The organism is Stenotrophomonas sp. YJH_SMC_94-11 (genome assembly GCF_059370435.1).
Genome location: NZ_JCAFTR010000001.1, coordinates 745,208 through 770,702, shown reverse-complemented (window position 1 = coordinate 770,702; position 25,495 = coordinate 745,208). Strand labels below are relative to the sequence as shown.

General features: G+C 67.0%; 23 protein-coding genes and 1 pseudogene. 9 read left to right on the top strand and 15 right to left on the bottom strand.

Annotated elements, in window-relative coordinates:
• Nucleotides 1-12 precede the first annotated feature (12 nt).
• The gene (gene hemL, locus AC5P74_RS03445; protein WP_346607709.1) at nucleotides 13-1,302 is read left to right on the top strand and encodes a glutamate-1-semialdehyde 2,1-aminomutase; all 1,290 of its coding nucleotides are present in this window, start codon (nucleotides 13-15) and stop codon (nucleotides 1,300-1,302) included.
• Nucleotides 1,303-1,403: 101 nt separating this feature from the next.
• Here hemL and azu read toward each other — a convergent pair whose 3' ends face one another.
• Nucleotides 1,404-1,853 (bottom strand): azurin, encoded by a 450-nt coding sequence (azu, locus tag AC5P74_RS03440; protein ID WP_005419015.1) that lies wholly within the window; start codon nucleotides 1,851-1,853, stop codon nucleotides 1,404-1,406.
• Between the two features lie 123 nt (nucleotides 1,854-1,976).
• On the opposite strand from azu, the gene AC5P74_RS03435 reads away from it, so the two are divergent.
• Nucleotides 1,977-2,579: an HAD-IA family hydrolase gene (locus AC5P74_RS03435; protein ID WP_005419017.1), complete on the top strand. Its 603-nt coding sequence runs from the start codon at nucleotides 1,977-1,979 to the stop codon at nucleotides 2,577-2,579.
• Between the two features lie 52 nt (nucleotides 2,580-2,631).
• Here the strand turns inward: AC5P74_RS03435 and AC5P74_RS03430 are convergent, their stop codons facing one another.
• Entirely contained in the window at nucleotides 2,632-3,858 is a 1,227-nt protein-coding gene (locus tag AC5P74_RS03430) for an acetylornithine transaminase (protein WP_053497478.1), read from the bottom strand.
• Nucleotides 3,859-3,921: 63 nt separating this feature from the next.
• Between AC5P74_RS03430 and AC5P74_RS03425 the strand changes: the two genes are divergently transcribed.
• Nucleotides 3,922-4,794 carry an ion transporter gene (locus AC5P74_RS03425; RefSeq protein ID WP_053497527.1) on the top strand — a complete coding sequence of 291 codons (873 nt, stop codon included), beginning with the start codon at nucleotides 3,922-3,924 and terminating at the stop codon, nucleotides 4,792-4,794.
• 101 nt (nucleotides 4,795-4,895) lie between these two features.
• On the opposite strand, the gene AC5P74_RS03420 is transcribed toward AC5P74_RS03425, so the two are convergent.
• The 3 genes from AC5P74_RS03420 to AC5P74_RS03410 all read right to left on the bottom strand — a co-directional run bounded on the left by AC5P74_RS03420 (nucleotide 4,896) and on the right by AC5P74_RS03410 (nucleotide 7,901).
• The gene (locus AC5P74_RS03420; protein ID WP_346607707.1) at nucleotides 4,896-5,837 is read right to left on the bottom strand and encodes a YiiG family protein; all 942 of its coding nucleotides are present in this window, start codon (nucleotides 5,835-5,837) and stop codon (nucleotides 4,896-4,898) included.
• A gap of 160 nt (nucleotides 5,838-5,997) precedes the next feature.
• Nucleotides 5,998-6,990 (bottom strand): YiiG family protein, encoded by a 993-nt coding sequence (locus AC5P74_RS03415; protein WP_206620353.1) that lies wholly within the window; start codon nucleotides 6,988-6,990, stop codon nucleotides 5,998-6,000.
• Between the two features lie 92 nt (nucleotides 6,991-7,082).
• On the bottom strand, nucleotides 7,083-7,901 hold the full coding sequence (locus tag AC5P74_RS03410; protein ID WP_053497484.1) for an SDR family oxidoreductase: 819 nt from the start codon (nucleotides 7,899-7,901) through the stop codon (nucleotides 7,083-7,085).
• 108 nt (nucleotides 7,902-8,009) lie between these two features.
• On the opposite strand from AC5P74_RS03410, the gene AC5P74_RS03405 reads away from it, so the two are divergent.
• Nucleotides 8,010-8,693 carry a hypothetical protein gene (locus AC5P74_RS03405; protein WP_005419028.1) on the top strand — a complete coding sequence of 228 codons (684 nt, stop codon included), beginning with the start codon at nucleotides 8,010-8,012 and terminating at the stop codon, nucleotides 8,691-8,693.
• Between the two features lie 109 nt (nucleotides 8,694-8,802).
• On the opposite strand, the gene AC5P74_RS03400 is transcribed toward AC5P74_RS03405, so the two are convergent.
• Together AC5P74_RS03400 and AC5P74_RS03395 are read right to left on the bottom strand one after the other, a co-directional pair.
• On the bottom strand, nucleotides 8,803-9,309 hold the full coding sequence (locus AC5P74_RS03400; RefSeq protein ID WP_053497486.1) for a DUF2867 domain-containing protein: 507 nt from the start codon (nucleotides 9,307-9,309) through the stop codon (nucleotides 8,803-8,805).
• Nucleotides 9,306-9,968 carry a serine/threonine-protein kinase gene (locus AC5P74_RS03395; RefSeq protein ID WP_049413709.1) on the bottom strand — a complete coding sequence of 221 codons (663 nt, stop codon included), beginning with the start codon at nucleotides 9,966-9,968 and terminating at the stop codon, nucleotides 9,306-9,308. The genes AC5P74_RS03400 and AC5P74_RS03395 overlap by 4 nt, the downstream gene beginning before the upstream one ends.
• An 85-nt stretch (nucleotides 9,969-10,053) precedes the next feature.
• On the opposite strand from AC5P74_RS03395, the gene AC5P74_RS03390 reads away from it, so the two are divergent.
• Nucleotides 10,054-12,051, top strand: a complete 1,998-nt coding sequence (locus tag AC5P74_RS03390; protein WP_032954490.1) for a bifunctional DedA family/phosphatase PAP2 family protein — start codon at nucleotides 10,054-10,056, stop codon at nucleotides 12,049-12,051.
• Between the two features lie 122 nt (nucleotides 12,052-12,173).
• On the opposite strand, the gene AC5P74_RS03385 is transcribed toward AC5P74_RS03390, so the two are convergent.
• The 3 genes from AC5P74_RS03385 to AC5P74_RS03375 form a co-directional block, all read right to left on the bottom strand.
• On the bottom strand, nucleotides 12,174-12,752 hold the full coding sequence (locus AC5P74_RS03385) for an LON peptidase substrate-binding domain-containing protein (protein WP_005419042.1): 579 nt from the start codon (nucleotides 12,750-12,752) through the stop codon (nucleotides 12,174-12,176).
• Nucleotides 12,749-14,113 (bottom strand): UDP-N-acetylmuramate:L-alanyl-gamma-D-glutamyl-meso-diaminopimelate ligase, encoded by a 1,365-nt coding sequence (gene mpl, locus AC5P74_RS03380; RefSeq protein ID WP_069139256.1) that lies wholly within the window; start codon nucleotides 14,111-14,113, stop codon nucleotides 12,749-12,751. Before mpl ends, AC5P74_RS03385 begins: the two co-directional genes overlap by 4 nt.
• Before the next feature lie 328 nt (nucleotides 14,114-14,441).
• The gene (locus tag AC5P74_RS03375; RefSeq protein ID WP_005419045.1) at nucleotides 14,442-15,005 is read right to left on the bottom strand and encodes an adenylate kinase; all 564 of its coding nucleotides are present in this window, start codon (nucleotides 15,003-15,005) and stop codon (nucleotides 14,442-14,444) included.
• A 136-nt stretch (nucleotides 15,006-15,141) separates the two neighbouring features.
• On the opposite strand from AC5P74_RS03375, the gene AC5P74_RS03370 reads away from it, so the two are divergent.
• Together AC5P74_RS03370 and AC5P74_RS03365 are read left to right on the top strand one after the other, a co-directional pair.
• Nucleotides 15,142-16,398, top strand: a complete 1,257-nt coding sequence (locus AC5P74_RS03370) for a 6-phosphofructokinase (RefSeq protein WP_346607705.1) — start codon at nucleotides 15,142-15,144, stop codon at nucleotides 16,396-16,398.
• A gap of 117 nt (nucleotides 16,399-16,515) precedes the next feature.
• Complete coding sequence (locus tag AC5P74_RS03365; protein ID WP_495204797.1) at nucleotides 16,516-16,905, top strand: DUF488 domain-containing protein; 390 nt, start codon at nucleotides 16,516-16,518, stop codon at nucleotides 16,903-16,905.
• Nucleotides 16,906-16,957: 52 nt separating this feature from the next.
• On the opposite strand, the gene AC5P74_RS03360 is transcribed toward AC5P74_RS03365, so the two are convergent.
• Nucleotides 16,958-17,461, bottom strand: a complete 504-nt coding sequence (locus tag AC5P74_RS03360) for a hypothetical protein (protein WP_061480501.1) — start codon at nucleotides 17,459-17,461, stop codon at nucleotides 16,958-16,960.
• A 308-nt stretch (nucleotides 17,462-17,769) separates the two neighbouring features.
• Here AC5P74_RS03360 and AC5P74_RS03355 point away from each other — a divergent pair, with 308 nt between their 5' ends.
• Complete coding sequence (locus AC5P74_RS03355; protein WP_065185342.1) at nucleotides 17,770-19,797, top strand: sodium-translocating pyrophosphatase; 2,028 nt, start codon at nucleotides 17,770-17,772, stop codon at nucleotides 19,795-19,797.
• Nucleotides 19,798-19,903: 106 nt separating this feature from the next.
• Here the strand turns inward: AC5P74_RS03355 and AC5P74_RS03350 are convergent.
• Together AC5P74_RS03350 and AC5P74_RS03345 are read right to left on the bottom strand one after the other, a co-directional pair.
• A pseudogene (locus AC5P74_RS03350) lies at nucleotides 19,904-20,356 on the bottom strand (YbaN family protein); the annotation flags it as partial.
• A 31-nt stretch (nucleotides 20,357-20,387) separates the two neighbouring features.
• On the bottom strand, nucleotides 20,388-20,975 hold the full coding sequence (locus tag AC5P74_RS03345) for a biliverdin-producing heme oxygenase (RefSeq protein WP_053497501.1): 588 nt from the start codon (nucleotides 20,973-20,975) through the stop codon (nucleotides 20,388-20,390).
• A gap of 109 nt (nucleotides 20,976-21,084) precedes the next feature.
• Between AC5P74_RS03345 and AC5P74_RS03340 the strand changes: the two genes are divergently transcribed.
• Nucleotides 21,085-21,342, top strand: coding sequence for a DUF2789 domain-containing protein (locus AC5P74_RS03340; protein ID WP_032954498.1), 258 nt, complete (start codon nucleotides 21,085-21,087; stop codon nucleotides 21,340-21,342).
• Nucleotides 21,343-21,420: 78 nt separating this feature from the next.
• Here the strand turns inward: AC5P74_RS03340 and AC5P74_RS03335 are convergent, their stop codons facing one another.
• On the bottom strand, nucleotides 21,421-24,339 hold the full coding sequence (locus AC5P74_RS03335; RefSeq protein WP_346607704.1) for a TonB-dependent receptor: 2,919 nt from the start codon (nucleotides 24,337-24,339) through the stop codon (nucleotides 21,421-21,423).
• Nucleotides 24,340-24,559: 220 nt separating this feature from the next.
• Nucleotides 24,560-25,492, bottom strand: coding sequence for a FecR family protein (locus AC5P74_RS03330; protein WP_053497505.1), 933 nt, complete (start codon nucleotides 25,490-25,492; stop codon nucleotides 24,560-24,562).
• Nucleotides 25,493-25,495: the final 3 nt, after the last annotated feature.

Below are 25,495 nucleotides of genomic sequence, written 5' to 3'. Positions count from 1 at the left end.
CCAGGAAAGCCCATGAACCACGACCAGTCCCACGCCCTGTTCTCCCGCGCCCAGCAGCTGTTGCCGGGCGGCGTCAATTCGCCGGTGCGCGCGTTCAAGTCGGTCGGCGGCGAGCCGTTCTTCGTTGAACGCGCCGACGGTGCCTACCTGTACGACGTCGATGGCAACCGCTACATCGACTACGTCGGCTCCTGGGGCCCGATGATCGTCGGCCACAACCATCCGGCGGTACGCCAGGCGGTGAAGAAGGCGATCGACAACGGCCTGTCGTTCGGCGCGCCATGCGCGGCGGAAGTCACCATGGCCGAGACCATCACCCGCCTGGTGCCGTCGTGCGAGATGGTGCGCATGGTCAACTCCGGCACCGAGGCCACCCTGTCGGCGATCCGGCTGGCGCGTGGCGCCACCGGCCGCAACCGCATCGTAAAGTTCGAAGGCTGCTACCACGGCCACGGCGACTCGTTCCTGGTCAAGGCCGGCAGCGGCATGCTGACCCTGGGCGTGCCGACCTCGCCGGGCGTCCCGGCCGGGCTGAGCGAACTGACCCTGACCCTGCCCTACAACGACTTCGAAGCGGCCACTGCGCTGTTCGAGCAGCAGGGCGATGACATCGCCGGCCTGATCATCGAACCGGTGGTCGGCAACGCCAACTGCATCCCGCCGCGCGAGGGCTACCTGCAGCACCTGCGCGAACTGTGCACGAAACACGGCGCGCTGCTGATCTTCGACGAAGTGATGACCGGCTTCCGCGTTGCCCTCGGCGGTGCGCAGGGGCACTACGGCATCACCCCGGACCTGACCACCTTCGGCAAGATCATCGGCGGCGGCATGCCGGTGGGCGCCTACGGCGGTCGCCGCGAGCTCATGCAGCAGATCGCCCCGGCCGGCCCGATCTACCAGGCCGGCACGTTGAGCGGCAACCCGGTGGCGATGGCCGCTGGCCTGGCGATGCTGGAGCTGATCCAGCAGCCGGGCTTCCACGCCGACCTGGCCGAGCGCACCGCACGCCTGTGCGCCGGCCTGGAAGCGGCCGCCGCCGAAGCCGGCGTGGCCGTGACCACCACGCACGTGGGCGCGATGTTCGGCCTGTTCTTCACCAGCGAGCAGGTGGAGACCTATGTGCAGGCCACTGCCTGTGACATCCCGGCGTTCAACCGCTTCTTCCACGCGATGCTGGACCAGGGCGTGTTCCTGGCGCCGTCGGCGTACGAGGCCGGTTTCCTGTCCAGCGCGCACGACGATGCCGTGATCGAGGCCACCCTCGCCGCCGCACGCGTAGCATTCAAGGCCGCCAAGGGCTGAGACACCCTCTGGTAGGTGCCAACCTTGGTTGGCACAAAAAGGGGACGGAGGGGATTAAGTCGTTTATGCACAAACGACTTGATCCCCTCCGTCCCCTTTTTTCAACCGAAGACGAACTTGCCCTTCATCATCGCGAAGTGACCGGGGAACGAGCAGAAGAAGGTGTAGTCACCGCCCTTCTGCAGGCCCTGGGTGGAAAAGCGCACGCGCGTGGTCTCGCCACCACCAATTACTTTGGTGTGCGCCAGCACGCGCTTGTCAGCCTTCGGCAGGTAGCTGTCGGCCAGGGTCATGCGCATGCCTGCCAGTGCCACCGGCTGGTAATCGGCAGTGCGGGTCAGCACCCAGTTATGGCCCATCGCGGTAGCGGCCAGCTTGCCGGTGTGGCGCAGGGTCAGGTCCACGGCAGTGCAGTCGGCGGCAAGCTTGATCTCGCGAGTGCTGAAGCTCATCTGGTCGGTGCTGTCGATGCTCACTGCACACACCCGCGCCATCGCCGACGGCGCCAGCATCAGCGCGCCCAGTCCCACTGCCACCCACCAAGCCTTCATCGTTGCCTCTCCTGCGGATTCAAGCGCCATTCTAGGCAGGCCACTGCGGCCGCGTCTGCGACCGTCTGTCGCATGGCTGCTCCAGGGTTTCCCGAGTGTTCACTGCAATGGCATGCTCGGCCGATGCGGATCGATCTGTTGCTGCTGGATGTGGATGGCGTGCTGGTGCAGTACCAGCGCGCGCAGCGCGTGCTGCACCTGGCGCAGGTACTGGACGTTACCCCTGCCGCAGTGCAGGCGGCGCTGTTCGACAGCGGACTGGAAGCGGCGCATGACAACGGCACGCTGCAGGGTCCGGCCTATCTGGCGCGGCTGGGGGAGTGCCTGGGCAGGACCGTCGATGTACCCAGCTGGATCGCCGCACGCCAGGCGGCCAGCCATCCGCAGCACGCGGTGCTGCAGCGGCTGCAGGTCCTGCAGCTGCCACTGGCGGTACTGACCAACAATGGCGCGCTGATGGTGCAGGCGCTGCCCATCCTGCTGCCGGAACTGTTCCCTGCGCTGCAGGGACGCGTGTTCTGCAGCGCCGATTTCGGCCTGCGCAAACCCGCACCGGAGGTCTTCCTGCGCACGCTTGAGGCCCTCGGCGTGGCGCCTTCGCGCACGCTGTTCGTCGATGACCTGTTCGCCAATGTGCGCGGCGCACGCGCCGCCGGCCTGCACGCGGAAACCGTGCGCGATGGCCGAGGGCTGGGCAAGGTGTTGAAGCGTTACGCGGTGGGCTGATCGGGGTCAGAGCCCTCTCCGCAGAGAGGGCTCCGACCCCAGCGCCGGGGCTTCAGCGCGCGGCAATGAACGCAGCAATCGCTGCGCGCAGGCGCTTGAGCCCTTCGGCCACTTCTTCGTCGGTGATGTTCAGCGACGGCACGAAGCGCAACACGTCCGGACCGGCCTGCAGGGTCAGCAGGCCGTGCTCGGCGGCATGGTCGAGGATCGCCCCGGCCTGGCCGGCAAAGTCCTTGCCCAGCACCGCGCCCAGCATCAGGCCGCGGCCACGCACGTCGCTGAACACACCGAACTCGTCGTTGATGCGGGCAAAGCCATCGCGCAGCGCCTTCGACTGGCGGCTGACATTGGCGGCGATCTCCGCCGAGGCCAGCTTGCGCAGTGCCACGCGGGCCACCGCAGCGGCCAGCGGGTTGCCGCCGAAGGTGGTGCCGTGCGCGCCGAACTGCATGGTCTCGGCCACCTTCGGGCCGGCCAGCATCGCGCCGATCGGGAAGCCGCCACCGAGTGCCTTGGCCAGGGTGACCATGTCCGGCACCACATCATCCTGCCAGTGCGCGAACAGCGTGCCGGTACGGCCCATGCCGGCCTGGATCTCGTCCAGCACCAGCAGTGCGTTGTGCTGGTCGCACAGCTCGCGCACGCGCTTGAGGAAACCGGACTTGGCCGGCATCACGCCGCCCTCGCCCTGGATCGGCTCCAGCATCACCGCCGCCACGTCGCCGGCGGCCATCGCGGTTTCCAGCTGCACCTCATCGTTGAAATCGATGTAGCGGAAGCCGCCAGGCAGCGGCTCGTAGCCTTCCTGGTACTTCGGCTGGGCGGTAGCGGTCACCGCGCCCATCGTGCGGCCGTGGAAGCTGCCACGGAAAGTGATGATCACCCGCTTGTCGGCGGGACGGCCCTGGCTGGAGGCCCACTTGCGGACCATCTTGATCGCCACTTCGTTGGCTTCGGCGCCGGAGTTGCACAGGAACACGCGCTCGGCAAAGCGGCTGGCCTTCACCAGTTCCTCGGCCAGGTGCAGCGGCGGCGCGCTGTAGAACACATTGCTGGTGTGCCAGAGCTTGCCGGCCTGCTCGACCAGCGCCGCCACCAGGTCCGGATCGTTGTGGCCCAGGCCACACACCGCGATACCCGCAGCCAGGTCGATGAACTCACGCCCCTGGCTGTCCCACACGCGGGCGCCCTGGCCTCGCTCCAGTACCACCTGGCGGGGCTTGTAGACCGGCAGGTAATAGTGCGAAAGGGAGATCAGCGGATCGGTCGCGGCGGTCATGGCAGTCGGCAGGATTCAGGAATGCCCATTCTCGCGCCGGAACCCCTGCGGCACAATGCGCCCATGCGACCGTTTTCCGCCCCCCAGCTGAACCCCGCCACCGAGACCGGCTGGCGCCGTCGGTGGTTCGACATCATCTACCGCCATGACTCGCGGCCCTCGCGCAACTTCGACCTGATCCTGGTGGTGGCGATCGTCGCCAGCATCCTGGTGGTGATGATCGACAGCGTGCAGCACCTGCATGCCGAGTGGTCCACCGGCCTGTACATCCTGGAATGGGGCTTCACCATCATCTTCACCGCCGAGTACCTGCTGCGGCTGGCGGTGGTCAAGCGCCCGCTGCGCTACGCGGTAAGCATCTGGGGCATCATCGACCTGCTGTCGATCCTGCCCGCCTACCTCTCGATGTTCATCCCCGGCGCGCAGAGCCTGCTGGTGGTGCGTGCGCTGCGCATCCTGCGCGTGTTCCGCATCCTCAAGCTGACCCGCTACATCGAGGAAAGCGGCGTCCTGATGACGTCGCTGTGGCGCAGCCGGCGCAAGGTGCTGGTGTTCCTGTTCACGGTGATCACCATCACCATCATCGCCGGGGCGCTGATGTACGTGATCGAGGGCCCCGAACACGGCTTCACCAATATCCCGGCCAGCATGTACTGGGCGGTGGTGACCATGGCCACGGTCGGCTTCGGCGACATCGTGCCGCAGACCGTGCTTGGCCGCTTCGTCACCTCGGTGCTGATCCTGATCGGCTACAGCATCATCGCCGTGCCGACCGGCATCTACACCGCCGAACTGGCCAGCACCATGCGCGAAGCCGAACTGGCCGCGCGCCGCGATGCCCGCGGCTGCCCGCATTGCGGGCTGGAGGGGCATGAACCCGATGCGCGGCACTGCCGCAAGTGTGGCGGCCCGCTGCCGGATGCGTTCAGCCATTGAGGCACATGCCGGCCAACGCCCGGCACTACCGGACCAACAGGGTGCGCGCCGGGCATGGGCCGGCGCTACCGTGGGCAGATCCACGCCCTGGTGGATCGCCCTCAACGCATCCGGTTGCTGGTGGTTACCAGGTCGTTGTAGGCATCCAGAATCGTCGACTGTGCGCCTTCAGGGTCGGTTGTGAGCCAGCTGCCCGACGCCTTGCGCTCGGCGGCCAGCGCATCGGCGGTGATCGGCTTGCCCTGTTCCAGGCGCTCGAGTCCGCGCCCGGCGGTACGCACCAGCTTGTCGGCCGAGCGCTGCACATGGCCCCACATCGGGTCGTCCTTGCCGACACCACCGTTCTGGATTTCCGTCACCAGCGCCTGATAGTCGGCCAGTTGGCCGCGCAACACCGCAACGTCCGGTGCCTCGCCCTGGAACGCCATCGCCAGCTGCTTGCCATCGCCGACAAGGCGCAGGTGGTAGTACGCCAGCGAGCGGCCTTCGCTTTCCTCGATCTGCTTCAGCTGGGCGGCGCGGCGATCGTTCTCGTTCTTTTCCAGCGCCGCATCCATCGCCTCGCTGGCCTTGAAGAAATCAGCATAGGCCTGCATCAGCGGGGCATGCTGGCTGCGCATCCCTTCACCACCATCGCGACGATAGTCCTCGCGGGTGAAATAGCCATCGGCGCGCTCGATCAGGGTGTTCAGCGCCAGGAACGCCTGCTGGTACTGCCGCGCGGGCGCATCCAGCGACGTCGCCGGGGTCTTTGCCAGCGCCTCGCTCAACGGCTGGCCGCAGTACTCGACCCGGTGCGACAACACCTTGCCAGGTGAGCGCGGCTGCGCTTCCTTGCCGGTTGGACCGGCTTCGGGATCCTTCATCCAACCGGTGTAGGTCTGGAAACCCTCGTGGATGGGCTGTTCGACGCCGTTGTAGCACTCGATATAGGCGTTCACCTTTTCCAACCCGGGATCGGCGACAGCCAGCCCGGCCGGGTTGTTGCAGCCGGCCAGCGCGCAGAGCAGGAGAACAGGAATCAGGCGTGTGGATGCGTTCAAATCAGTTCCTTGCACAATTGAAAACTGCAGGCATCGTCATGCATGGCGCGAGCGCGTGCTCCAGCACCTCGGCAAGGTGCTGGTATTCGGGGCTGCAGGGTGTGTCATGCCGCAATCTACCTGCTCAATCGCGACAAAAATGAAGCGTTGAGCTTCCCGCTTACTGGCGGTTGCTCTGGAAAACCAGCGAGTTGTATTCCTGCATCAGCTTGCTGGCCGAGCCGCGTGGCGCCATCGAGGGCGAATCCAGCATGCGCCGTTCGAAATCGCTGTAGGGCGTCTTGCTGCTGACCCGCTGCAGCCGCTCCTTGCCTTCCCGACGGAAGTTCTCGGCTTCGCGCTCGAAGCTGTTCCAGTCCAGCTTGCCCGGCTCCTGATCGGCCACCTTGGCATGCGCCTCGTCGGAAATACGGTTGAAGGCGTCGAGTCGTTCACGCGCTTTGGCCGGATCAAAGTCGTCCTCGCTCATCAGCTCCACGATCGCTTTGGCTTCCAGCATCATCGCCAGACGGTAGTACTCGCGCGTTCGCCCCTCGGCCTGTTCCAATACCTTGAGCTGCTCGCGCTGGGCAGCGTCATTCTGGCGCTCCAGCTCGGCGTTGAACGTTGCGCTGGCAGCCAGGAAGTCCTTGAATGCGGCCATCAAGGGCGCGTGCAGTTGCTTGCCCTTGGCAAACTGGTCGTCTTCGTAGTCCTGGCGATCGTAGTAGTCGTGCGCCTCCTTGCTGATCGGCACCAGCGCCTTCAGCGCCTGCTGATAATGGCTGGCAGCAGCATCGAGTTCGGCCAGCGCCGGCTTGGCAGCCATCGCCTCGGTCACCGGGCCATCGCACTGCTTCATGTCGTAATCGCTGATCTCGAACGGGCCGTACACCTGTGTCTCGCGCCCGGTCGGGCCGGCCTCGACGTCCTTGATCCAGCGCGTATAGGACTGGAGGCTGTCGTGCGTCTTCGAATCAAGCGCGTTGAAGCAGCCGATGTAGGCGTTGAGCTTCGCAGTCAACTGCTGCTGTGCGTCGGACGGCACCGTGTTGGCCTCCGGCTTGCCCGAGGCGCCGGCGTCGCCAGCGGTTGCAGGAGCCTTGCCACCGCAGGCGGCCAGTACAAGCGACAGCGAAGCGGCCAGCGCCGCGACGGAAAGCGTACGTGACATGTGTTCACATCCCTGTTGAAAACGGTTACAGCCCTGTATTCTAGCGCAGCAGGCCGAGGGCCGCAGCCCTCGGCCCTTGCACAACGTAGCACTCAGTCCAGGAACAGATCCGGCAACAACGACCGCGACGGGTCCACGGCATAGCCGGACAGATCGCTGACGCCGGCCTGTGCCAGCACTTCATCGTCGATCAGGAACTGGCCATTGAAGCCCGCCGCTTCGCGCACCAGCACCGCATGCGCGGCGTCGGCCATGATCTGCGGCGTACGGCAGCCGGCCGCATCGACGCCCGGAATCATGTTGATCGCATCGGTGGCGATCACCGTGCGCGGCCACAGCGCGTTCACCGCCACACCCTGCGGGCCGAATTCCGCGGCCAGGCCGAGCGTGACGAAGCTCATGCCCATCTTCGCCAGCGTGTAGCCGGTATGCGCGCCCCACCACTTCGGTTCCAGGCTCGGCGGCGGTGCCAGGGTCAGGATGTGCGGGTTCGGCGCCTGCAGCAGGTACGGCAGGCAGGCCTGCGCACACAGGAAGCTGCCACGCGAATTGACCTGCTGCATCAGGTCGAAGCGTTTCATCGGCGTATCCAGCGTGCCACGCAGCCAGATCGCGCTGGCGTTGTTGATCAGGATGTCGATGCCCCCAAAGGTGTCGACCGTGGCCGCAACCGCGGCCTGCACCTGCTCTTCCTCGCGGATATCGCACTTCAGCGCCAGCCCTTGGCCACCGGCGGCGGTAACGGCCTCGGCCGCGCTGTGGATGGTACCTGGCAGCTTCGGGTTCGGCACCGCCGACTTGGCCGCAATGGCCACGTTCGCCCCGTCACGCGCAGCGCGCAGTGCGATGGCCAGGCCGATGCCACGCGAGGCACCCGTGATGAAAAGCGTTTTGCCCTGCAGACTGCCCACGTTCCACACTCCAGCGTATGCAATGAGCCGCTAGTATGCCGCGCCGACGTGGAGTTCACCCGGCCTTGACGATACTGGCGCCTCCAGTCAACGCACGAGGTCCACGCCATGCGCCGTTCCCGCCTGTTGCTGCCTGCCCTGGGGCTTGCCCTGCTGACCGCCTGCCAGGGCCGTTCGCCGGAACCCGGCAAGGAACCGTCGGCCGGTGACACGCCCAGCGCGGAGAAAGCCGCCGCAGACGGCAAACTGCGCTGGAGCGAGGCAGTGGTGTGGGATGGCGACCTCAACGCCTGCCGCCAGGGCGGGAATGCAGCCACGCGGGAGTGCCTGCGCGATGCGATGCGCGCTGGTGGCGCAAGCGCCGATGCCATTGCTGCCGCCGAACAGTTGTCCACTGGCGGCGAGCTGGCCTACGTGACGGCCTGGCACGAGAACGAAGGCCTGGGCATTGCCACGGTCGAGTATCCGTTCCGCGCCAACACCAACGAGGGCACCCGCCTGGTCGACGCCACCGGCAAGCGCATCGATGTGGATGCCGTGCAGCTGGACGACACCCTGCGTGCCGACCCCGCCGTGCAGGCCCTGCTGAAGGACCACCCGCAGGCCACGCCGTTCGCACCGGCGCAGTCGGCCGGGGCCACGCCGCTGGAGAACGGCGGCATCCGCCTGCTGTACCGCACGCCGCTGCGTGACTGCCACGCCTGCCCGGATGTAGGCCAGCTGCAGATCGCCTACGACTTCGATGCCAAGCGCAACTTCATCGGCCAGCAGGTAGTGCCGGCAACGCCGTAAGGTCGCCGGCCTCTGTAGAGCCGAGCCATGCTCGGCTGATTGAATGCAGCCGAGCATGGCTCGGCTCTACAATACGGTTCTGCCCGGCGCATCCACGCATCGCGTGGATCTACCGGTACGCCTGCGCCTGCTTCCTCAGCAGATGCGGCACGATCAGCTGATGCACCGGCGCAACCGGCAGCATGTACATGCGCCCGAACGCGTTGTGCGTATGCACCACGGTCGCCACTTCCAGCACGTCGCCCTTCCACTGCAGGGCCAGCTGCACACGCAGGTGGCGGTCGTCGTCTTCCAGCACGATGGCATCGTCACTGAGCGACTGCAGGGTGAAGATGCCCAGTCGCTGCCCGGGTTGAGGATCCGCAACATCCTGCACCGCGCGCAACGAGCCCAGGTGCTTCATGCCGAGCAGGCGCATGCCGCGATTGCGCAGCGCCATCAGCCCATCGAACCAGCCGGGAATGGTCGCGGCCATATCGCGATAGGCCTGCAAGGCCGAGCGCCCATCACGATGGGTTGTTGCCTGGCAGGCGTGCACGAAGTCGGCACCGGCCAGCTGTGGGCGCAGGACGCTGCCCGCACTCGGTGGGCCGGTCACTACCTGCAGTGGACTCACGGCTTGGGCCCCTGCCCCTCGTTGTCTTCCCAATGCAGGATGCGACGGGTAACGAAGCGGTAGACCGGCTTGCCCGTGGCGAACCACAGTTCGCGCACCCACGAGGTGCGCTTGAGCACGCGCTTTTCCACTGGGGTGAGCGACTCACGGCAGTACATGCGCTTGTGCTTGAGCAGGTGGCGCAGGTCCTCGCGGGCCAGCAGGCGCATCCAGCGCGAGCGCGGGTTGCCGATCACTGCCAGCTGGAAGTCGATCAATGCCGGGCGGCCGTCTTCGGTCACCAGCCAGTTGGCTTCCTTGGCCAGGTCGTTGTGGGCCACGCCGCGCCGATGCAGCTGCTGCAGCAGCCGACGCGCGGCGCGGAACCAGGCCAGGTCGCCACGCGGTGGGCGCTGGTACATGGCGTCGCCGGCCATGAAACTGCGGTCGAGATGATGCCCATTCCACGCCAGCAGCTGCGGCACGTCGGCCATGCCATGGATATGGCGCAGCGCGCGCGCTTCGCGGCGGGCCAGCCACCAGGCCGGCAGGCGCAACCACAGCGGCGTGGCGCCCAGGTCACGGCGTACGAAGGGGCCGGCAGGCCCTTCCACACGGAGGATGCGACCGAAGCTGTCGGCCTTCAAAGCATGTGGTGGCGTGTCTGGCGTATGCGGCATGGGCCCATTCTAGGCGATGGCGCCGGTTGCAAACGGTCACCAAGCGGCTGGGAACCAGTCACCTTCACGCCCCTATAATCGGGCAATGGACTCTTCATGGATCGACGCCACGCTTGCGTGGATTGCCGCTCACCCCGTGCTGGCGGGTGCCGTTATCTTCCTCATCGCCTTCTGCGATGCGGTGATCATTCTCGGCGCCATCGTGCCGGCGCTGCCGCTGCTGTTTGCGGTAGGCGTGTTCATCGGCCTGGGCCAGATCTCCGGACCGTACGCGGTGGCGGCGGCCGCACTGGGCGCATTCGCCGGCGATGGCATCAGTTACTGGATCGGGCGCCGCTGGGGCGACCGCCTGCGTGGCGTGTGGCCGTTCAGCCGTTACCCGCAGCTGCTCGACCGCGGCGAGAACCTGTTCCGCCGCAACGCGTTCAAGAGCATTCTGGTGGCACGCTACGTCGGCGCGATCCGGCCGTTCGTGCCGGCCATCGCGGGCATGATGAAGATGCCAGCCAGCCGCTATGTACAGGCCAGTGGTATCGCCAGCATTTCATGGGCGGTGCTGTTCCTGGCCCCCGGCTGGATTCTTGGCGAGGCCTATGACGCGGTGGCCGCAGTAGCCGGTCGGCTGGTGGTGGTGGTCGGCCTGCTGGCGGTGATCCTTGGCCTGGTCTGGGCCATCGTGCTGTACGGCTACCGCTGGTCGGCCGCGCGCATGGACAACTGGCTGGCACGCCTGCTCGACTGGTCCAACCGCCATCCGACGCTGGGCCGCTACACCGTCGGCGTGCTGGACCCGAAGCGGCGCGAGTCGGTGCCGCTGGCGATGCTGGCGCTGATGCTGCTGGTGCTGGGCTGGGGCTGGTTCGCGCTGCTGACCGTGGTGGTCGCGCATGGCGAGCCACTGGCGATCGACCTGCTGGTACACCAGGCAATGCTGGCCCTGCGCAACCCGCTGGCCGATTACCCGATGGCCGCGCTGGCGTCGCTGGGCGCCTGGCAGGTGCTGCTGCCGGCCACGGCGGCGGCGATGGGCTACCTGGTCTGGCGCCGGCGCTGGATGGCAGCCGCGCACTGGCTGGCCGCGCTGGCTTTCGGCCTGGCGCTGACCATGCTGCTCGGCGCTACCGTCGATGTTGTGCGCCCGGTCGACGCCAGCAGCGGCTTCGGCTTCCCGTCGGTGTCGGTGACGATGGCCACCATCACCTTCGGCTTCTTCGCGGTGCTGATCGCCCGCGAGATGCCCGGCCGTACCCGCGTCTGGCCGTACCTGGTGTCGGGCATCGTGGTCAGCCTGATCGGCTTCTCGCGCCTGTACCTGGGCGCGCATTGGCTGAGCGATGTGATCGGCGGCATGCTGTTCGGCACGTTCTGGCTGCTGGTGCTGGGCATCGCCTACCGCCGCCGCTTCAACCGCTCGTTCTGGGTGAAGCCGGTGGCATGGCTGTTCTACGGCGTCTTCGCCGTCGCCGCGATGTGGTACGCACCGCGCAACATCCCGGTGAAGCTGGAACGCTTCGAGCCGACCTTGCCGGCCCCGCAGGCAATGGACACGCAGGCCTGGTGGCAGCACGACTGGGCGACACTGCCGGCGCGCCGCAACGAGTTCGATGACGACCAGCGCTGGCCGCTGGACGTACAGGTGGCCGGTCCACTGGCACCGCTGCAGGCGCAACTGGAAGCGCGCGGCTGGAAGCGGCAGGAGCAGGCCGGCTGGCAGCAGGCGCTGCTGATGCTGGACAAGAACACTGGCGCCGATGAACTGCCGGTGCTGCCGGCGACGCTGGAAACCCGCGTGGAAGCGCTGTTGATGGTACGCCCGGGTACACACCGTGATGAGCGCTACGTACTGCGCCTGTGGCCGGCCCCTGCGCAGTTGCAGCCGGGCAACACGCCGCTGTGGCTGGGCAGTGCACAGACCCTGCGCTACGAACGCCATTTCGAGTGGATCGGCATGTGGCACCCGCTGCGTGGCGTCGACCCGGCATTGAATGCCGTAAAGGACGCCGTGCAGGACCTGCCGCAGCGCGAGGACGTGCACAGCGAAACCGGGTTGCCGGTGCTGCGGTTGAAGACCACCACGCCCTGACCGGTACCGGTCGCGATCACCCAGTGTAGAGCCGAGCCCATGCTCGGCTGCTCTTCGCGGGATCCATCAAGCCGAGCATAGGCTCGGCTCTACAGCAGATCCACGCCATGCGTGGATGGCTTCTACGGCATCCAGCCCAGCAGCTGCTGCAATCGCTGGTGCGGATCGTCCATCTGCAGCAGCTGAAGGCGCTGCTGCTCGCTCAGCGGCAGCAGCTCGGCCAGCCGCCAGCCGACCCAGCTGGCCTGGTCCAGCAGCGCCGGATTGGCCGGCGCATAGGCCTCGCCGGCCTGCTCGATGATGTGCCCCAGCACCGTGGCCAGCAGTGCATGCTGCGGCCGCAGTTCGTCATCGGGGTCTTCCTCGCACCAGCGCACATCAGCCACCACCAGGCCGTTGTCGCGCACGCGGGTGCGCTCGACATGGAAGCGACGGGTGCCGCGCAGGCGCAGCTGCAGCACGCCGTCGGCGCCGACATCGAAGTCTTCGATGCGTACCTGCACGCCAAAGGCCGCCGGTGTCGCCGGTGCGCCGACCTCCTCACCCTCGAGGATCAGGCAGACACCAAATCCCTCACCACTGCGGCCGCTGTCGCGGACCAGGTCCAGATAGCGCCGCTCGAACACGCGCAGGCCTACCGCTGCACCCGGTACCAGCGCGGTGTGCAGCGGGAACAGCGGCAGCGAGCCGTCGCCGCTCATCGGGCCTGCAGCGCGGCGAGGAAGCGGCGCGGGGCACCGTCGAAGCCACCGTTGGACATGAATATTACGTGGTCGCCGCTGCGCGCGCTGGCCTGCAGCTGCGCCAGCAATGCGTCGGTATCGGGCACCGCGTGGGCTTCGCCACGCACCGCGGCGATCACCGCCGCAGCATCCCAGGCCAGTTCCGGGCGATGCAGGAACACCACTTCATCGGCCAGCGCCAACGAGGGAGCCAGCGCCTGCGCATGTGCGCCCAGCCGCATCGAGTTGCTGCGCGGCTCCATCGCGACCACGATGCGCGCATCACCCACCTTGGAACGCAGGCCCTCCAGCGTGGTGGCGATCGCAGTCGGATGGTGGGCGAAATCGTCGTAGACGGTGATGCCGTCATGGCTGCCGATCACTTCCATGCGGCGCTTGACGCTGCGGAAGCGTGCCAGCGCCGGAATAACCTGGGCGGGTGCCACGCCCACTGCATGCGCGGCGGCCAGCGCGGCCAATCCATTGAGCACGTTGTGGCGGCCCAGCAGCGACCACTGCACATCACCCAGCGCCTGCCCACGATGGTGCACGCGGAAGGCGCTGCCATCAGCGGCCAGCAGCTCGGCATGCCATTCCAGCGACGGATCGAATCCGAAGCGCTCGACCGGGGTCCAGCAGCCCATCGCCAGCACTTCGGCAAGGTACTGATCCTCGCCGTTGACGATCAGCCGCCCACGTGCGGGTACGGTACGCACCAGATGGTGGAACTGGCGCTGGATCGCGGCCACGTCCGGGAAGATGTCGGCGTGGTCGTACTCAAGGTTGTTGAGGATGGCCACCAGCGGCCGGTAGTGCACGAACTTGCTGCGCTTGTCGAAGAAGGCCGTGTCGTACTCATCGGCTTCGACCACGAACTCGCGCCCCTGGCCCAGGCGGGCGGAGACACCGAAATCCTCGGCGACACCGCCGATCAGGAAGCCCGGCGAGCGCCCTGCACTTTCCAGCAGCCAGGTGAGGATGGTGGTGGTGGTGGTCTTGCCGTGGGTACCGGCCACGGCCAGCGTGTCGCGGCCCGGCAGCACCTGCTCGGACAGCCACTGCGCGCCGGAGATATAGCGCTGGCCGGCATCGAGCACGGCTTCCACGGCGGCATTGCCGCGCGACAGCGCGTTGCCGATCACCACCTCGTCGGTACCGGCCGGCACGCTGTCGGCACGGTAGCCCTGGTCCAGCGTGATGCCCAGCTGTTCGAGCTGGGTCGACATCGGCGGGTAGATGGCCTGGTCGCTGCCGCTGACGGAATGCCCAAGTTCCCGCGCCAGGGCGGCCACGCCGCCCATGAAGGTGCCGGCAATTGCAAGGATATGTACGCTGCTCATGACCGAGGATTGTGACCGATGACGGCTGTATAGGGCCAATGTCCGCTATCGGGTAAGACAACCCCTACACGGGATGTGAGAAAACTCCAATCAGCTGTCAGGGAATTCCCGATAGCGATGTTCTGTGAACCCGGACACAATTCGAACTGCCAGCCGCAGTACCCGAACCGGTCCTACTCCCCAAGAGGCCATCCCCAAGGGAGCTCATGCTGCGGGGCCCTGAGCAAGCCCTTCGCTGGCGCCTATCAAACGACACAGGCCTGATCCTCGCGGACCAGGCCTGTGTTTTTTGCGCCTGAAGGACCGGACGCATGCCGGCCCCGCCGGATCAGGCCTTGATCGCTGCCAGGATGCGGGCTTCGATCTCGTCCAGCTCACCGACGCCATCGACGCGGGCCAGGGTGCCACGGCCGGCGTAGAAATCGACCACCGGGGCGGTCTGGTCGTTGTAGACCTGCAGGCGCTGGCGCACCGCTTCCGGGTTGTCATCGGCGCGGCCCTGCTCCTTGGCGCGGCCGGCGATGCGGTCCACCAACAGCTCGGTGGGCACATCCAGCTGCACCACCGCGTCCAGCGGCTGGCCGATCTTGGCCAGCAGGCCATCCATCGCATTGGCCTGGGCCACATTGCGCGGGTAGCCATCGAGGATGAAGCCCTTGGCGACATCAGCCTGGGTCAGGCGCGACTCCAGCATGCCCAGCAGGATGTCGTCCGACACCAGGTTGCCGGCATCCATCACCGTCTTGGCCTGCTTGCCCAGCTCCGTGCCGGCGGCGATTTCCGCGCGCAGCATGTCACCGGTCGAAATGTGGGCGATCCCCAGCTTTTCCTTCAGGCGCGTCGCCTGTGTCCCCTTGCCCGAACCGGGCGGTCCCAACAGAACCAATCGCATTGACCTGACTCCAACGTGTTGAAAACAAAGAAGGTTCGCGTCCCGGACGGTCCGGTATCGCTGCACCGCAATAGCGCCACTTTACCGCATCCGGGTAATGTCCCTGCAATGTCCCCTCCCCCGAGCAGGTAGAAGCATGCGCAACGGTACTCTCCTTTATGCCCAGTCCGGCGGTGTCACCGCCGTCATCAATGCCACGGCGGCAGCGGTGATCGAGCAGGCCCGGGCCAATGGCATCAAGGTCCTGGCGGCCCGCAACGGCATCCTCGGCGCGCTGCGCGAGGAGCTGATCGACACCAGCAGGGAGAGTGCCGCCGCGATCCGCGCCCTCGCCCATACCCCGGGCGGCGCCTTCGGCTCGTGCCGGGTCAAGCTGAAATCGCTGGATGCCGACCGCGCCCGCTATGACCGCCTGCTGGAGGTGCTGCAGGCCCACGACGTGCGCTGGTTCCTCTACAACGGCGGCAACGACTCGGCCGACACCGCACTGAAGGTCTCGCAGCTGGCCAAGGCCTCCGGCTACGACCTGACCTGTATCGGCGTGCCCAAGACCATCGACAACGACCTTGCCGTTACCGATACCTGCCCCGGCTTCGGGTCAGCGGCCAAGTACACCGCGGTCTCGGTGCGCGAAGCAGCACTGGACGTGGCGGCGATGGCCGAAACGTCCACCCGTGTCTTCATCTACGAAGCGATGGGCCGCCACGCCGGCTGGCTGGCCGCCGCCGCCGGCCTGGCCGGCAACGGTGATGACGAAGCGCCGCACATCATCCTGCTGCCCGAGCGCGCCTACGACGAGGCCACGTTCCTGGCCAAGGTGAAAGCCGTGGTCGAGCGCGTCGGCTACTGCGTGGTGGTGGCGTCGGAAGGCATTGCAACCGCCGATGGCCGCTTCGTTGCCGATGCCGGCGGTGGCAAGGACTCGTTCGGTCATTCGCAGCTCGGCGGCGTGGCGGCGCACCTGGCCGGCCGGGTCAAGGATCAGCTGGGCCTGAAGGTGCACTGGGCACTGCCCGATTACCTGCAGCGCTCGGCCCGCCACCTGGCCAGCAAGACCGACTGGGAGCAGGCGCAGGCGGTGGGCAAGGCCGCGGTGCAGCTGGCACTGAAGGGCCAGAATGGCGTGATGCCGGTGATCGTGCGCAGCAGCGATGCGCCCTATCGCTGGAAGATCGAAGCGGCGCCGCTGTCGAAGATCGCCAACCACGAGAAGAAGATGCCGGCTGGTTTCATCCGCCGCGATGGCTTCGGCATCACGGCCAGGGCGCGCGCCTACCTGTCACCATTGATCAAGGGCGAAGCACCGCTTCCCTATGGCACCGATGGCCTGCCGAAGTACGTCACCCTGAAGAACGTAGCGGTGAAGCAGAAACTGCCGGCCTTCGAAGGCTGACCTGAAAAAGGGGACGGAGGGGATTAAGTCGCATAGGCCCCTCTGTCATCTCCAACAGCATCAGCAGTGGGTCGGATACGACTTAATCCCCTCCGTCCCCTTTTCATGGAGATCATCATGGCACTGCGTGTTGTCCGACTCGGTACGCCGCGCCAACCCGGCGAGGGACTGCGCATCGGCACCGTTCGGCGCCCACCGCGCGGCGTGCCGCGCAGCGAGTTCGCCCGACATGACTGGTACGACGTCTGGTTTCCTACGCTGTCACCCAGCGCGGAGCTGGTGAAGCGGGCACATGAGGCAACGACGGCGGCCGATTGGACCGCCTTCTTCCGCCATTACAAGGCCGAGATGAAGGCGCCCGATGCCGCCCACGCGCTGGACCTTCTGGCCGCGATGTCGCAACACAGCGACATCAGCGTGGGCTGCTACTGCGAGGATGAAGCGCACTGCCACCGCAGGGCATTGCGCGAGCTGCTGGTGGCGCGCGGGGCAATGCTGGCGGATTGATCAGCCGGATGTCGGCCGTGGATGACGGCACGGGTGCACCACCCACGCGACTTCAATTGCAGGCCTTGCCTTCCATCTGCAGCTGCGCGGCGAACATCGTCACCTGCGGAATCTGGCCGGCGGCGGCCTGCTTCTTCGCCTCCTCCAGGTAAATGCGCGATTGGCCCTGCCCGTCCAGCTCGACCTTGTGGCTCGACGGCAGGCGCCACACCCGCACCACCGCCTGCTGCGCCGGGCACGCCGCGTTGGGCACGCGGATCACATCATTGAGCTTCCAGCCCTTGTCGGCACTCGGCTGCGCCTTGGTGTAATCGACGAAGCGCGCGCGTGGCTGGCATTGCTCGCTGGTCCGGACGGCGGAGAAGCGATATGGCGCGGCGGCATCACCGGTGAACGCACCTTCCAGCCGCGCGCAGGCCTCGGGGATCTGCCGCAGCGTATGCACCGCGCCCACCGCCTGCGGCGCCCCGACCGCACGCTGCAGTTCCGGCGTTTCCGCAGCGAAGGCCGGTGCGGCCGGGACCAGGGCGGCAAGCATCAACAGGGACAGGCGCATGGGGGATCTCCTACGGGGCTGTGCGCAGGCTTGCAGAGGCTGCCTTAACGGGGTGCAAAGGCCGTTGGCTCGCGAATCATGCCCAGGGCCCGACGGCATGCGCCGCGGCTCCCAGGAGCCGGTCGAGCATGGCTCGACTCTACAACTGGCGGCCCGCATACTGCGGGCACCAGGGAATGCTGAACACCGCCATACGTCGGACGACCACCAAGGTCGGTACGGGTTGGTTCCAGGCTGCAGCCCGTCGTCCCCCTCGTGGTGCCGTTCATCGCCACTGGATGCCTACATCCATTCTGCGGAGGGGTCTAATGCTGGAACGTCACGGGCTGTCACTGGCGCTGGGCTGCGCCATTCTCGCGATCCTGTTCGGAATCGTCTCGGCGCGCTGGATCCTGCGCCAACCCACCGGCAATGCACGCATGATCGCGATCGCCACCGCGATCCAGGAAGGTGCGCGTGCCTATCTCAACCGCCAGTACCTGACCATCGGCATCGCCGGCGTGGTGCTGTTCGTGCTGGTCGGCATCTTCCTCAGCTGGTACACCGCGATTGGTTTTGCAGTCGGCGCGGTGCTGTCCGGCGCCGCCGGCTACATCGGCATGAACGTGTCGGTACGCGCCAACGTGCGTACCGCAGAGGCGGCGCGCAACGGCATCAGCGCGGCGATGGACGTCGCCTTCCGCGGCGGCGCGATCACCGGCATGCTGGTGGTCGGGCTGGGCCTGCTGGGCGTGGCCGGCTACTACGCACTGCTGCTGCGCATGGGCCTGCCGATGGAACAGGCGCTGCACGCGCTGGTCGGCCTGGCCTTCGGCTCCTCGCTGATCTCGATCTTCGCGCGCCTGGGCGGCGGCATCTTCACCAAGGGCGCCGACGTGGGTGCCGACCTGGTCGGCAAGGTCGAAGCCGGCATTCCCGAGGACGATCCGCGCAACCCGGCGGTGATCGCCGACAACGTCGGTGACAACGTCGGCGACTGCGCCGGCATGGCGGCCGACCTGTTCGAGACCTACGCGGTGACCGTGATCGCCACCATGCTGCTGGGCAGCCTGATGCTGGCCGAAGCCGGTGCCAACGCGGTGCTGTATCCGCTGGTACTGGGCGGCGTGTCGATCATCGCTTCGATCATCGGCGCGCTGTTCGTCAAGGTGAAGCCAGGCGGCTCGATCATGGGCGCGCTGTACAAGGGCGTGATCGTTTCCGGCGTGCTGGCCGCCATCGCCTTCTACCCGATCACCACCGGACTGATGTCCGACAACGTGCATGGACCGATGGCGCTGTATGGCTGCGCGCTGATCGGCCTGGTCCTGACCGGCCTGATCGTGTGGATCACCGAGTACTACACCGGCACCCAGTACAAGCCGGTGCAGCACGTGGCGCAGGCCTCGACCACCGGCCACGGCACCAACATCATCGCAGGACTCGGCATTTCTATGAAGTCGACCGCGCTGCCGGTGGTGGCGGTGTGTGCGGCGATCTGGGGTGCATTCGCGCTGGGCGGCCTGTACGGCATCGCCATCGCCGCCACCGCGATGCTGTCGATGGCAGGGATGATCGTCGCCCTCGATGCCTACGGCCCGATCACCGACAACGCCGGTGGCATCGCCGAAATGGCCGAGCTGCCTTCGGAGATCCGCGACATCACCGACCCGCTGGATGCGGTGGGCAACACCACCAAGGCCGTGACCAAGGGCTATGCGATCGGCTCGGCGGCGCTGGCGGCACTGGTGCTGTTCGCCGACTACACCCACAACCTGCAGGCAGCCAATCCCGGCCAGGAGTTCCGCTTCGATCTCAGCGACCACACGGTGATCATCGGCCTGTTGATCGGCGGCCTGATTCCCTACCTGTTCGGTGCGATGGCGATGGAAGCGGTCGGCCGCGCGGCGGGCGCAGTGGTGGAAGAAGTGCGCCGCCAGTTCCGCGAGATTCCCGGCATCATGCAGGGCACCGGCAAGCCGCAGTACGACAAGGCGGTGGACATGCTGACCCGCTCGGCGATCCGCGAAATGATCGTGCCCTCGCTGTTGCCGGTCGCCGTGCCGGTGGTGGTCGGCCTGCTGCTGGGGCCGCGCGCACTGGGCGGCCTGCTGATCGGCACGATCGTCACCGGCCTGTTCGTGGCCATCTCGATGACCACCGGCGGCGGCGCCTGGGACAACGCCAAGAAATACATCGAGGATGGCCACTTCGGTGGCAAGGGCAGCGAAGCGCACAAGGCTGCGGTGACCGGCGATACCGTCGGTGACCCGTACAAGGACACCGCCGGCCCGGCAATCAATCCGCTGATCAAGATCATCAACATCGTGGCGCTGCTGCTGGTGCCGCTGCTGTAGATCCACGCGACGCGTGGATGGCAGGCTCGACGGGGCCAGAACCCTTTCCTGCGGAAAGGGTTCTGACCCCGATGGCGGTCACCGCCCGCGCAGGAAGAACCACACGGGCACCATCACGTTCACCGGGTCGCCACCTCGGGCGGCGGCGGGCCGCGCGAGGATCGTTGGCGTCGTCCACTTCCACGACCGGATTGGGCTCCGGTCGCGGTGCCGGCCGGCTGAGCACGTAACCGGCGCTGGCGGCAAAGAACAGGCCCACGCCGAGCAACAGGCGCCACGACGGATGCGCGCCCCAGCAGAACAGGGCAAAGCCCGCCGCCATGCCTGCGCTGGCAAACGCCTTGCCCTTGCCCGACACGGCACCCTGCTCGCGCCACAGCCGCAGCGACGGGCCGTAGCGTGGATGCGCCAGCAGGCGCTGCTCGAACTTCGGCGAGCTGCGCGCGAAGCAGCCCACCGCGAGGATCAGGAAGATGGTGGTCGGCATGACTGGCAGCAATGCGCCGATCACCCCGAGGCCGACCATCAGCCAGCCCAGCGCGAACCAGAGCCAGCGCATCAGCGCTGCACCTGCGGGCGCGCGCCGCGCATCAGGCGAATTCCACTTCGACGTGGCGGTACACGCTGCGGAACGCAGCGTCGGCTGCATCGATCACCTGCTGGTCCTGCTCGGCACTCAGCGGCACCGCGTCCAGCACAGCGGTGAACTCGCGCCAGTGGCGCGCTGTGCCATCGGGATGGGCGGCCAGGTGGCGGGCGCCGAAATCACGGTGCAGGCCGAGCCTGGCCGCCATCTTGTACAGAAGGGTGCCACCGAGATTGGAGCCTTCGGCCACGTACAGCCAACCCAACGCAGTCGGCAGCGCGAGGTCCGAGGGCAGCGCGTCAATGTCCGCGCCAGGCAGGGCCTGCTCCAGGTCCTGCAGGTCGCGTGCGACCTGTGTCAGGCGCCGGCGCTCTCCGAGATCGGGCAGCAATGCGTCCAGGGCAGGGTTGGCATACAGCGCATCGATGCTGCGGTGGAAGCGATACTGCACGCGCAGGAAACGGGCGAAGTTGCTGCGGTCGGCGAAGATGTCACCGGCCATGATGCGCTTGTCCAGCGCACCGTGGCTGTCGCGGGTGGCGGCCTTGAGCCGCAGGCTGCGGCTGTCTTCGGGAGCGATGTGTGCGTTCATGGGGGAATGCCAGGAGGGTCGTCCTGCTGTAGACGTCCGCCGCGGGGGTTTCCCCAAGCCCATGTGTGCCGATAATGGGGCCATCCCCTTCTTCCACCCGGAACCGATGATGATCACCACCGAACCGCGCATGACCAACCTGTTCCTGCAGCTGGGCCTGGACGCCAGCGCCGAAGGCATCGCCCGCTTCATCCGCGAGCACCAGCTGGCCACCGACGTCGAAGTCGTCGAGGCGCCCTACTGGAACGATGCCCAGCGCCAGTTCCTGGCCGAGTCGCTGCAGGCCGATGCGGCATGGACCACCGTGGTGGATGAGCTGAACGAGTCGCTGCACGAAGATGCGGTGAAGGCGGCGACCGGGCTGTAAGCGGGTTACGCACGCTCGCTGGGGTCAGAGCCCTTTCCGCAGGAAAGGGATCCGACCCCACCGCTCATCCGCGATCGATCAGTACTTCCAGGTCAACGCCAACCGCGCGGTGCGGCCCGGTGCCGGCATCACGCCCAGGGCCAGCGGGTCCAGGTAGTAACGGTCGGTCAGGTTGTCGACGCCGGCTTCCACCGACAGCTGGTCGTTGAAGCTCCAGCTGGCGAACAGGTCGATCAAGGTGTTCGGCCGGTACAGCTGCTGGATCGCCGACAGGCCCACGTTCCAGTCCTTGTCCAACTCGCTGATCGGGCCAGCGTTGTGGACCATGCGGGTGCCGAAGGTCAGGCGCTCGTCGAACAGGCGCGAGCCCAGGATCAGGTTGACTGTGTAGCGCGGCGGGTTCTGGGTGTTGGTGTACGAGCCCTCGAAGCCACCGTCCACGCAGTTGGGTGTATTGGCCAGCTCGTCGTTCCTGCGCTGCGCACCATAGGCACGACGCTCGGCGGCGATGTCCGGCGCGCAGGTCTTGGCCTTGAAATAGTAATGCGCGGACAGGTCGGCGAAGACCTTGCCGCTGTCATAGCTGGACTGGAATTCCATGCCCGAGACCTTGAACTGATCGACGTTGCGGATCAGGCCGGCCGAAAGCGTGCGGTAGTCACGGGTGATCAGGTCGTCGATGCGGGTATCGAAGTACGCCAGCTTCAGCGCCAGGCGGTCGCCAGCGGTGAACAGGTCGTAGCGGAGGGTGCTGGCACCGATTTCCCAGCTGCGCGCGCGCTCCGGCTTCAGCTCACCGACCGGCTTGGCAGCGGTGAACAGGCCCAGCGTGGTCTCGAACAGGCTCGGCAGCTTGGTGCCTTCGGCGTACTTCACGTAGACCAGGGTGTCTTCGCTGAAACGGTAGGCCACGCTGGCGGTCGGCGAGAACGCGGTGTCGCGACGGCGGATCGGCTGCGACCAGCTCCAGCTGACCGGCACTTCCAGATCCTGCGGCTTGCCGGCGTCGTAGAAGTTCCAGCCGGCGATGTCGCCCACCGTACCCTTCTTGTACGGCGAGGCCAGCAGCGAGGCCTGGGTGAAGTTGCCGTTGGCATCCGGATACCAGTTCAGCAACGCGATGCGCTTGGCGCGCCACGAGGGCAGTGCCGGGTTGCCGCTGAGCAGCTCGGTGTAGCGGTACTGGCCCTGCACCTCGTAGGCATCGGGCGTGGCCAGCCGGTTGCGGTCGTGCACGTCCACCCGGTTCCAGCGGCCACCGGCCAGCAGCTCCCAGTGTTCGTCGGGCTGCCACTTCAGCGCGGCCACGGCGCTGTATTCCTTGCGCTCGGCATTACGCAGGAAGCGGTTGTTGACCAGGTCATCGTGCATGATCGGGCCCGAGCTGCCCGGGGCGATGTCTTCGTCGCTGTAGGACAGGCCGTAGTCGAGCGTGAACGCACCGGCGCGGGTGTCGAACCTGGAGGTATTGCTGGCATCCAGGCCGAAGCGCTTCTGCCGCAACGGATTGCGGTAGGCATCCTTGTAACCGGGATCGCCACTGAAGCTGGGCGCGTCATACCACTCTGTGCGGCGGTCGAAGTACCACGGGGTGATGCCGGTCAGGCTGTTGTACATCACGCTGTCGGTGTCGGTGTACGCAGCGTTGACGCGCAGGTCGATCAGCCCGCTGTCCGGGTTGAAGCGATAGCGCAGGGTGTAGCTGTCCATGTCGACGTGGCCCGGGTCCCACTGCGGGATGCGGTCACGGTCGACGCGGATGATCTGCGAGGCCATGATCTCGCCGGCCGTGCCTTCATAGCGGCGGTAGCCGGCTTCCAGGCTCTGCGTGTCATCGATGCGCCAGGTGCCCTTGAGCAGCGCCGACTTGGAGCGCGAGGAAGTGTTGAACACTTCGGTGCCCGGCGGATTCAGCGGCGCCAGCGTGCGCCGCGTCTGCGGGAAATCATCGTAGCCATGCTTGCCGGAGAAGTAGTTGCCGTTGTCCCGGTACGCGTAGGCCGCAACCAGGTCGAAGCGGCCCCAGTGACCGGCACCGGCCACGTTGAAGAACTGGCTGCCGGTAGCGCTGCGATCGCTGCGCGGCGCCGCACTGTATGACGGCAGGTTGTTGGCACTGCCATTGGCCAGGCCACCGCGCACGCGCACGCCGAAGTCGCGGCCCTCGCGCAGCACGTCACCGATCTTCAACGTCTCCATCTCGACCACGCCGCCGATGCCACCGGACGCGTTGGCCTGCAGGCTCGGACCCTTGGTGATGGTCAGGCTGGAGATCAGGTCGGGGTCGAGGTAGGTGCGCTGTGACTGGCCCGCATAGCCGCGGTAGGTGTCCATGCTGGACTGGCCACCGTCGATGATCACCGGTACGCGGCCCTGGCCCTGGATGCCACGGATGTTGACGTCGAAGCCGTTGCCCACGCGCGGATCACCGGCGGTGACACCGGCCACCCCCTTGACGATGTCACCGTTGGAGGTGCCGCGGAAACGCTCCAGATGCGTGCGGTCGAGCGTGGTGGTCGAACCCACGCTGCGATAGCTGTCGAGCAGGCGCGCTTCGTCGTTGTTCGCACCGCTGTCGACGCGGTCGCCGGCCACACTCAGCGTGTCGGTGACAATCACACCGCTATCGGCCCGCACCGGCGTTGCTGCCCCCAGAGTGGCCGCATCGGCGCTGACCCGGCGCACCGCCACGCCACTGCCCTGCAGCAGGCGCTGCAACGCCTGGCCGGCCGACAGGCTGCCGCTGACCGCGTGGGAGGTTACGCCGTGTGCCAGCGATGCGGGGTACACCACCTGCACGCCGGATTGGCGCATGTAGCTGCGCAGGGCCTCATCCAGCGGTTGTGCAGGAATATCAAAGCGCAGTACAGCCGCGTGCTCGCTGCGGGCGCTCTGCGCCAGTGCGGGTAGCGTCGTACTGGCCAGCCCGGCGGCAAGCAACGCAATGCACAGACGGGACGGGCGCAGTACGCGGCCCGAACGGTGGGAGTCGAACATGGAAGAACCTGTCAGGTAATCGGTGCCGCGAACGCGGCGTCATCCGCAACACGGGCGGACACGGCGACGTACGTGGCGACGGCGGGTACGTTCGCCGGGTAAGACGGCTGGGCGCGCGACAACCCCAAGAGCGATTTGCGGTCGCGGGGGATGCCGACGGGGCGCCGTGGTTGCCGACCGTTGGTCGGCACAGGAACGCTCATCCACGCGTGGCGTGGATCTACTGCACGATGGCGACGCCGAATGGAAGACGAATAACCTGAAGACCTGCCGTTGCCGCCAGTGCATCCAATGCCTGCTCCGGGCGGTCGATGCGCAACGCAGCACTCACTGCAGGCAGACGTGACAGATCACCGCGCACGAAGGCCGGCCCCGCGCGATAGCGCCCCACCCACTGCACCGCATCGGCAACCGGGACCTGCTCCAGCAGCAGCTCGCCCTGGCGCCAGGCGCCGACGCTGTCGGCGGTCACGTCAGCCCGTCGCATGACTCCGCCATGTTCAGTGTAGACGGCACGCTGCCCCTGCTGCAGGTACGTCCAGCCACCGTCGGCCGGGCTGGCCACGCGCACCCTGCCCTGCCCGACCTGGGTTTCCACCCCGTCGTCGCCACGCGCAACGGTGAACGCGGTCGAGATATCCTCGACCAGGCCATTGCCGGCGCGCACGCTGAAACGCCGCTGTGCATCCGGGCTGACCTCGAACCAGGCGCGCCCGCGCAGCAGCTCGACCTCACGGGCGTTCGCATTGAAGCGCACGGCAATCGCACTGTCCGCATCCAGCACCGCGCGACTGCCATCGGGCAGCCGCACGTGCTGCACCTGATGCATGCTGCGATGATCGGACTGCAGGCGCAGCCACGCCTCCGGCCATGCCACCAGCATCGCCAGCATCGCCGCCACAACCATCGCCCAGCGCAGTCGATGTGGCCGTCGTCGTCCGCTGGACCCGGCCTGCGGGCGCGGCCCGACACTGCGCCACAACGCGCGCTCGTGTTCGAAGGCCCTGCGGTGCCCCGGCTGTTGCAGCCAGTGCTCGAACGCCTGGATGCGTGTATCGCTGATGTCACCCGAGGCCAGCCACGCGATCCAGTCCCGGGCCTGTTCGGCCAGGGCGTCATCATTGGCGGCGGGCAGCATGTTCGGCGGGCTCATCGG

Excerpts from the sequence above, each read along its gene's own strand:
- AC5P74_RS03415 (WP_206620353.1), bottom strand. The coding sequence starts at position 6,990 with ATGTCACGTACGCTTTCCGTCGCGGCGCTGGCCGCTTCGCTGTCGCTT.
- AC5P74_RS03425 (WP_053497527.1), top strand. The coding sequence starts at position 3,922 with ATGCGACCGTTTTCCGCCCCCCAGCTGAACCCCGCCACCGAGACCGGC.
- AC5P74_RS03385 (WP_005419042.1), bottom strand. The coding sequence starts at position 12,752 with ATGAGCGGCGACGGCTCGCTGCCGCTGTTCCCGCTGCACACCGCGCTG.
- AC5P74_RS03340 (WP_032954498.1), top strand. The coding sequence starts at position 21,085 with ATGATCACCACCGAACCGCGCATGACCAACCTGTTCCTGCAGCTGGGC.
- AC5P74_RS03390 (WP_032954490.1), top strand. The coding sequence starts at position 10,054 with ATGGACTCTTCATGGATCGACGCCACGCTTGCGTGGATTGCCGCTCAC.
- AC5P74_RS03365 (WP_495204797.1), top strand. The coding sequence starts at position 16,516 with ATGGCACTGCGTGTTGTCCGACTCGGTACGCCGCGCCAACCCGGCGAG.
- AC5P74_RS03360 (WP_061480501.1), bottom strand. The coding sequence starts at position 17,461 with ATGCGCCTGTCCCTGTTGATGCTTGCCGCCCTGGTCCCGGCCGCACCG.
- AC5P74_RS03395 (WP_049413709.1), bottom strand. The coding sequence starts at position 9,968 with ATGCCGCATACGCCAGACACGCCACCACATGCTTTGAAGGCCGACAGC.
- AC5P74_RS03405 (WP_005419028.1), top strand. The coding sequence starts at position 8,010 with ATGCGCCGTTCCCGCCTGTTGCTGCCTGCCCTGGGGCTTGCCCTGCTG.
- AC5P74_RS03355 (WP_065185342.1), top strand. The coding sequence starts at position 17,770 with ATGCTGGAACGTCACGGGCTGTCACTGGCGCTGGGCTGCGCCATTCTC.
- azu (WP_005419015.1), bottom strand. The coding sequence starts at position 1,853 with ATGAAGGCTTGGTGGGTGGCAGTGGGACTGGGCGCGCTGATGCTGGCG.
- mpl (WP_069139256.1), bottom strand. The coding sequence starts at position 14,113 with ATGAGCAGCGTACATATCCTTGCAATTGCCGGCACCTTCATGGGCGGC.
- AC5P74_RS03430 (WP_053497478.1), bottom strand. The coding sequence starts at position 3,858 with ATGACCGCCGCGACCGATCCGCTGATCTCCCTTTCGCACTATTACCTG.
- AC5P74_RS03370 (WP_346607705.1), top strand. The coding sequence starts at position 15,142 with ATGCGCAACGGTACTCTCCTTTATGCCCAGTCCGGCGGTGTCACCGCC.
- AC5P74_RS03435 (WP_005419017.1), top strand. The coding sequence starts at position 1,977 with ATGCGGATCGATCTGTTGCTGCTGGATGTGGATGGCGTGCTGGTGCAG.
- AC5P74_RS03335 (WP_346607704.1), bottom strand. The coding sequence starts at position 24,339 with ATGTTCGACTCCCACCGTTCGGGCCGCGTACTGCGCCCGTCCCGTCTG.
- hemL (WP_346607709.1), top strand. The coding sequence starts at position 13 with ATGAACCACGACCAGTCCCACGCCCTGTTCTCCCGCGCCCAGCAGCTG.
- AC5P74_RS03330 (WP_053497505.1), bottom strand. The coding sequence starts at position 25,492 with ATGAGCCCGCCGAACATGCTGCCCGCCGCCAATGATGACGCCCTGGCC.
- AC5P74_RS03375 (WP_005419045.1), bottom strand. The coding sequence starts at position 15,005 with ATGCGATTGGTTCTGTTGGGACCGCCCGGTTCGGGCAAGGGGACACAG.
- AC5P74_RS03345 (WP_053497501.1), bottom strand. The coding sequence starts at position 20,975 with ATGAACGCACACATCGCTCCCGAAGACAGCCGCAGCCTGCGGCTCAAG.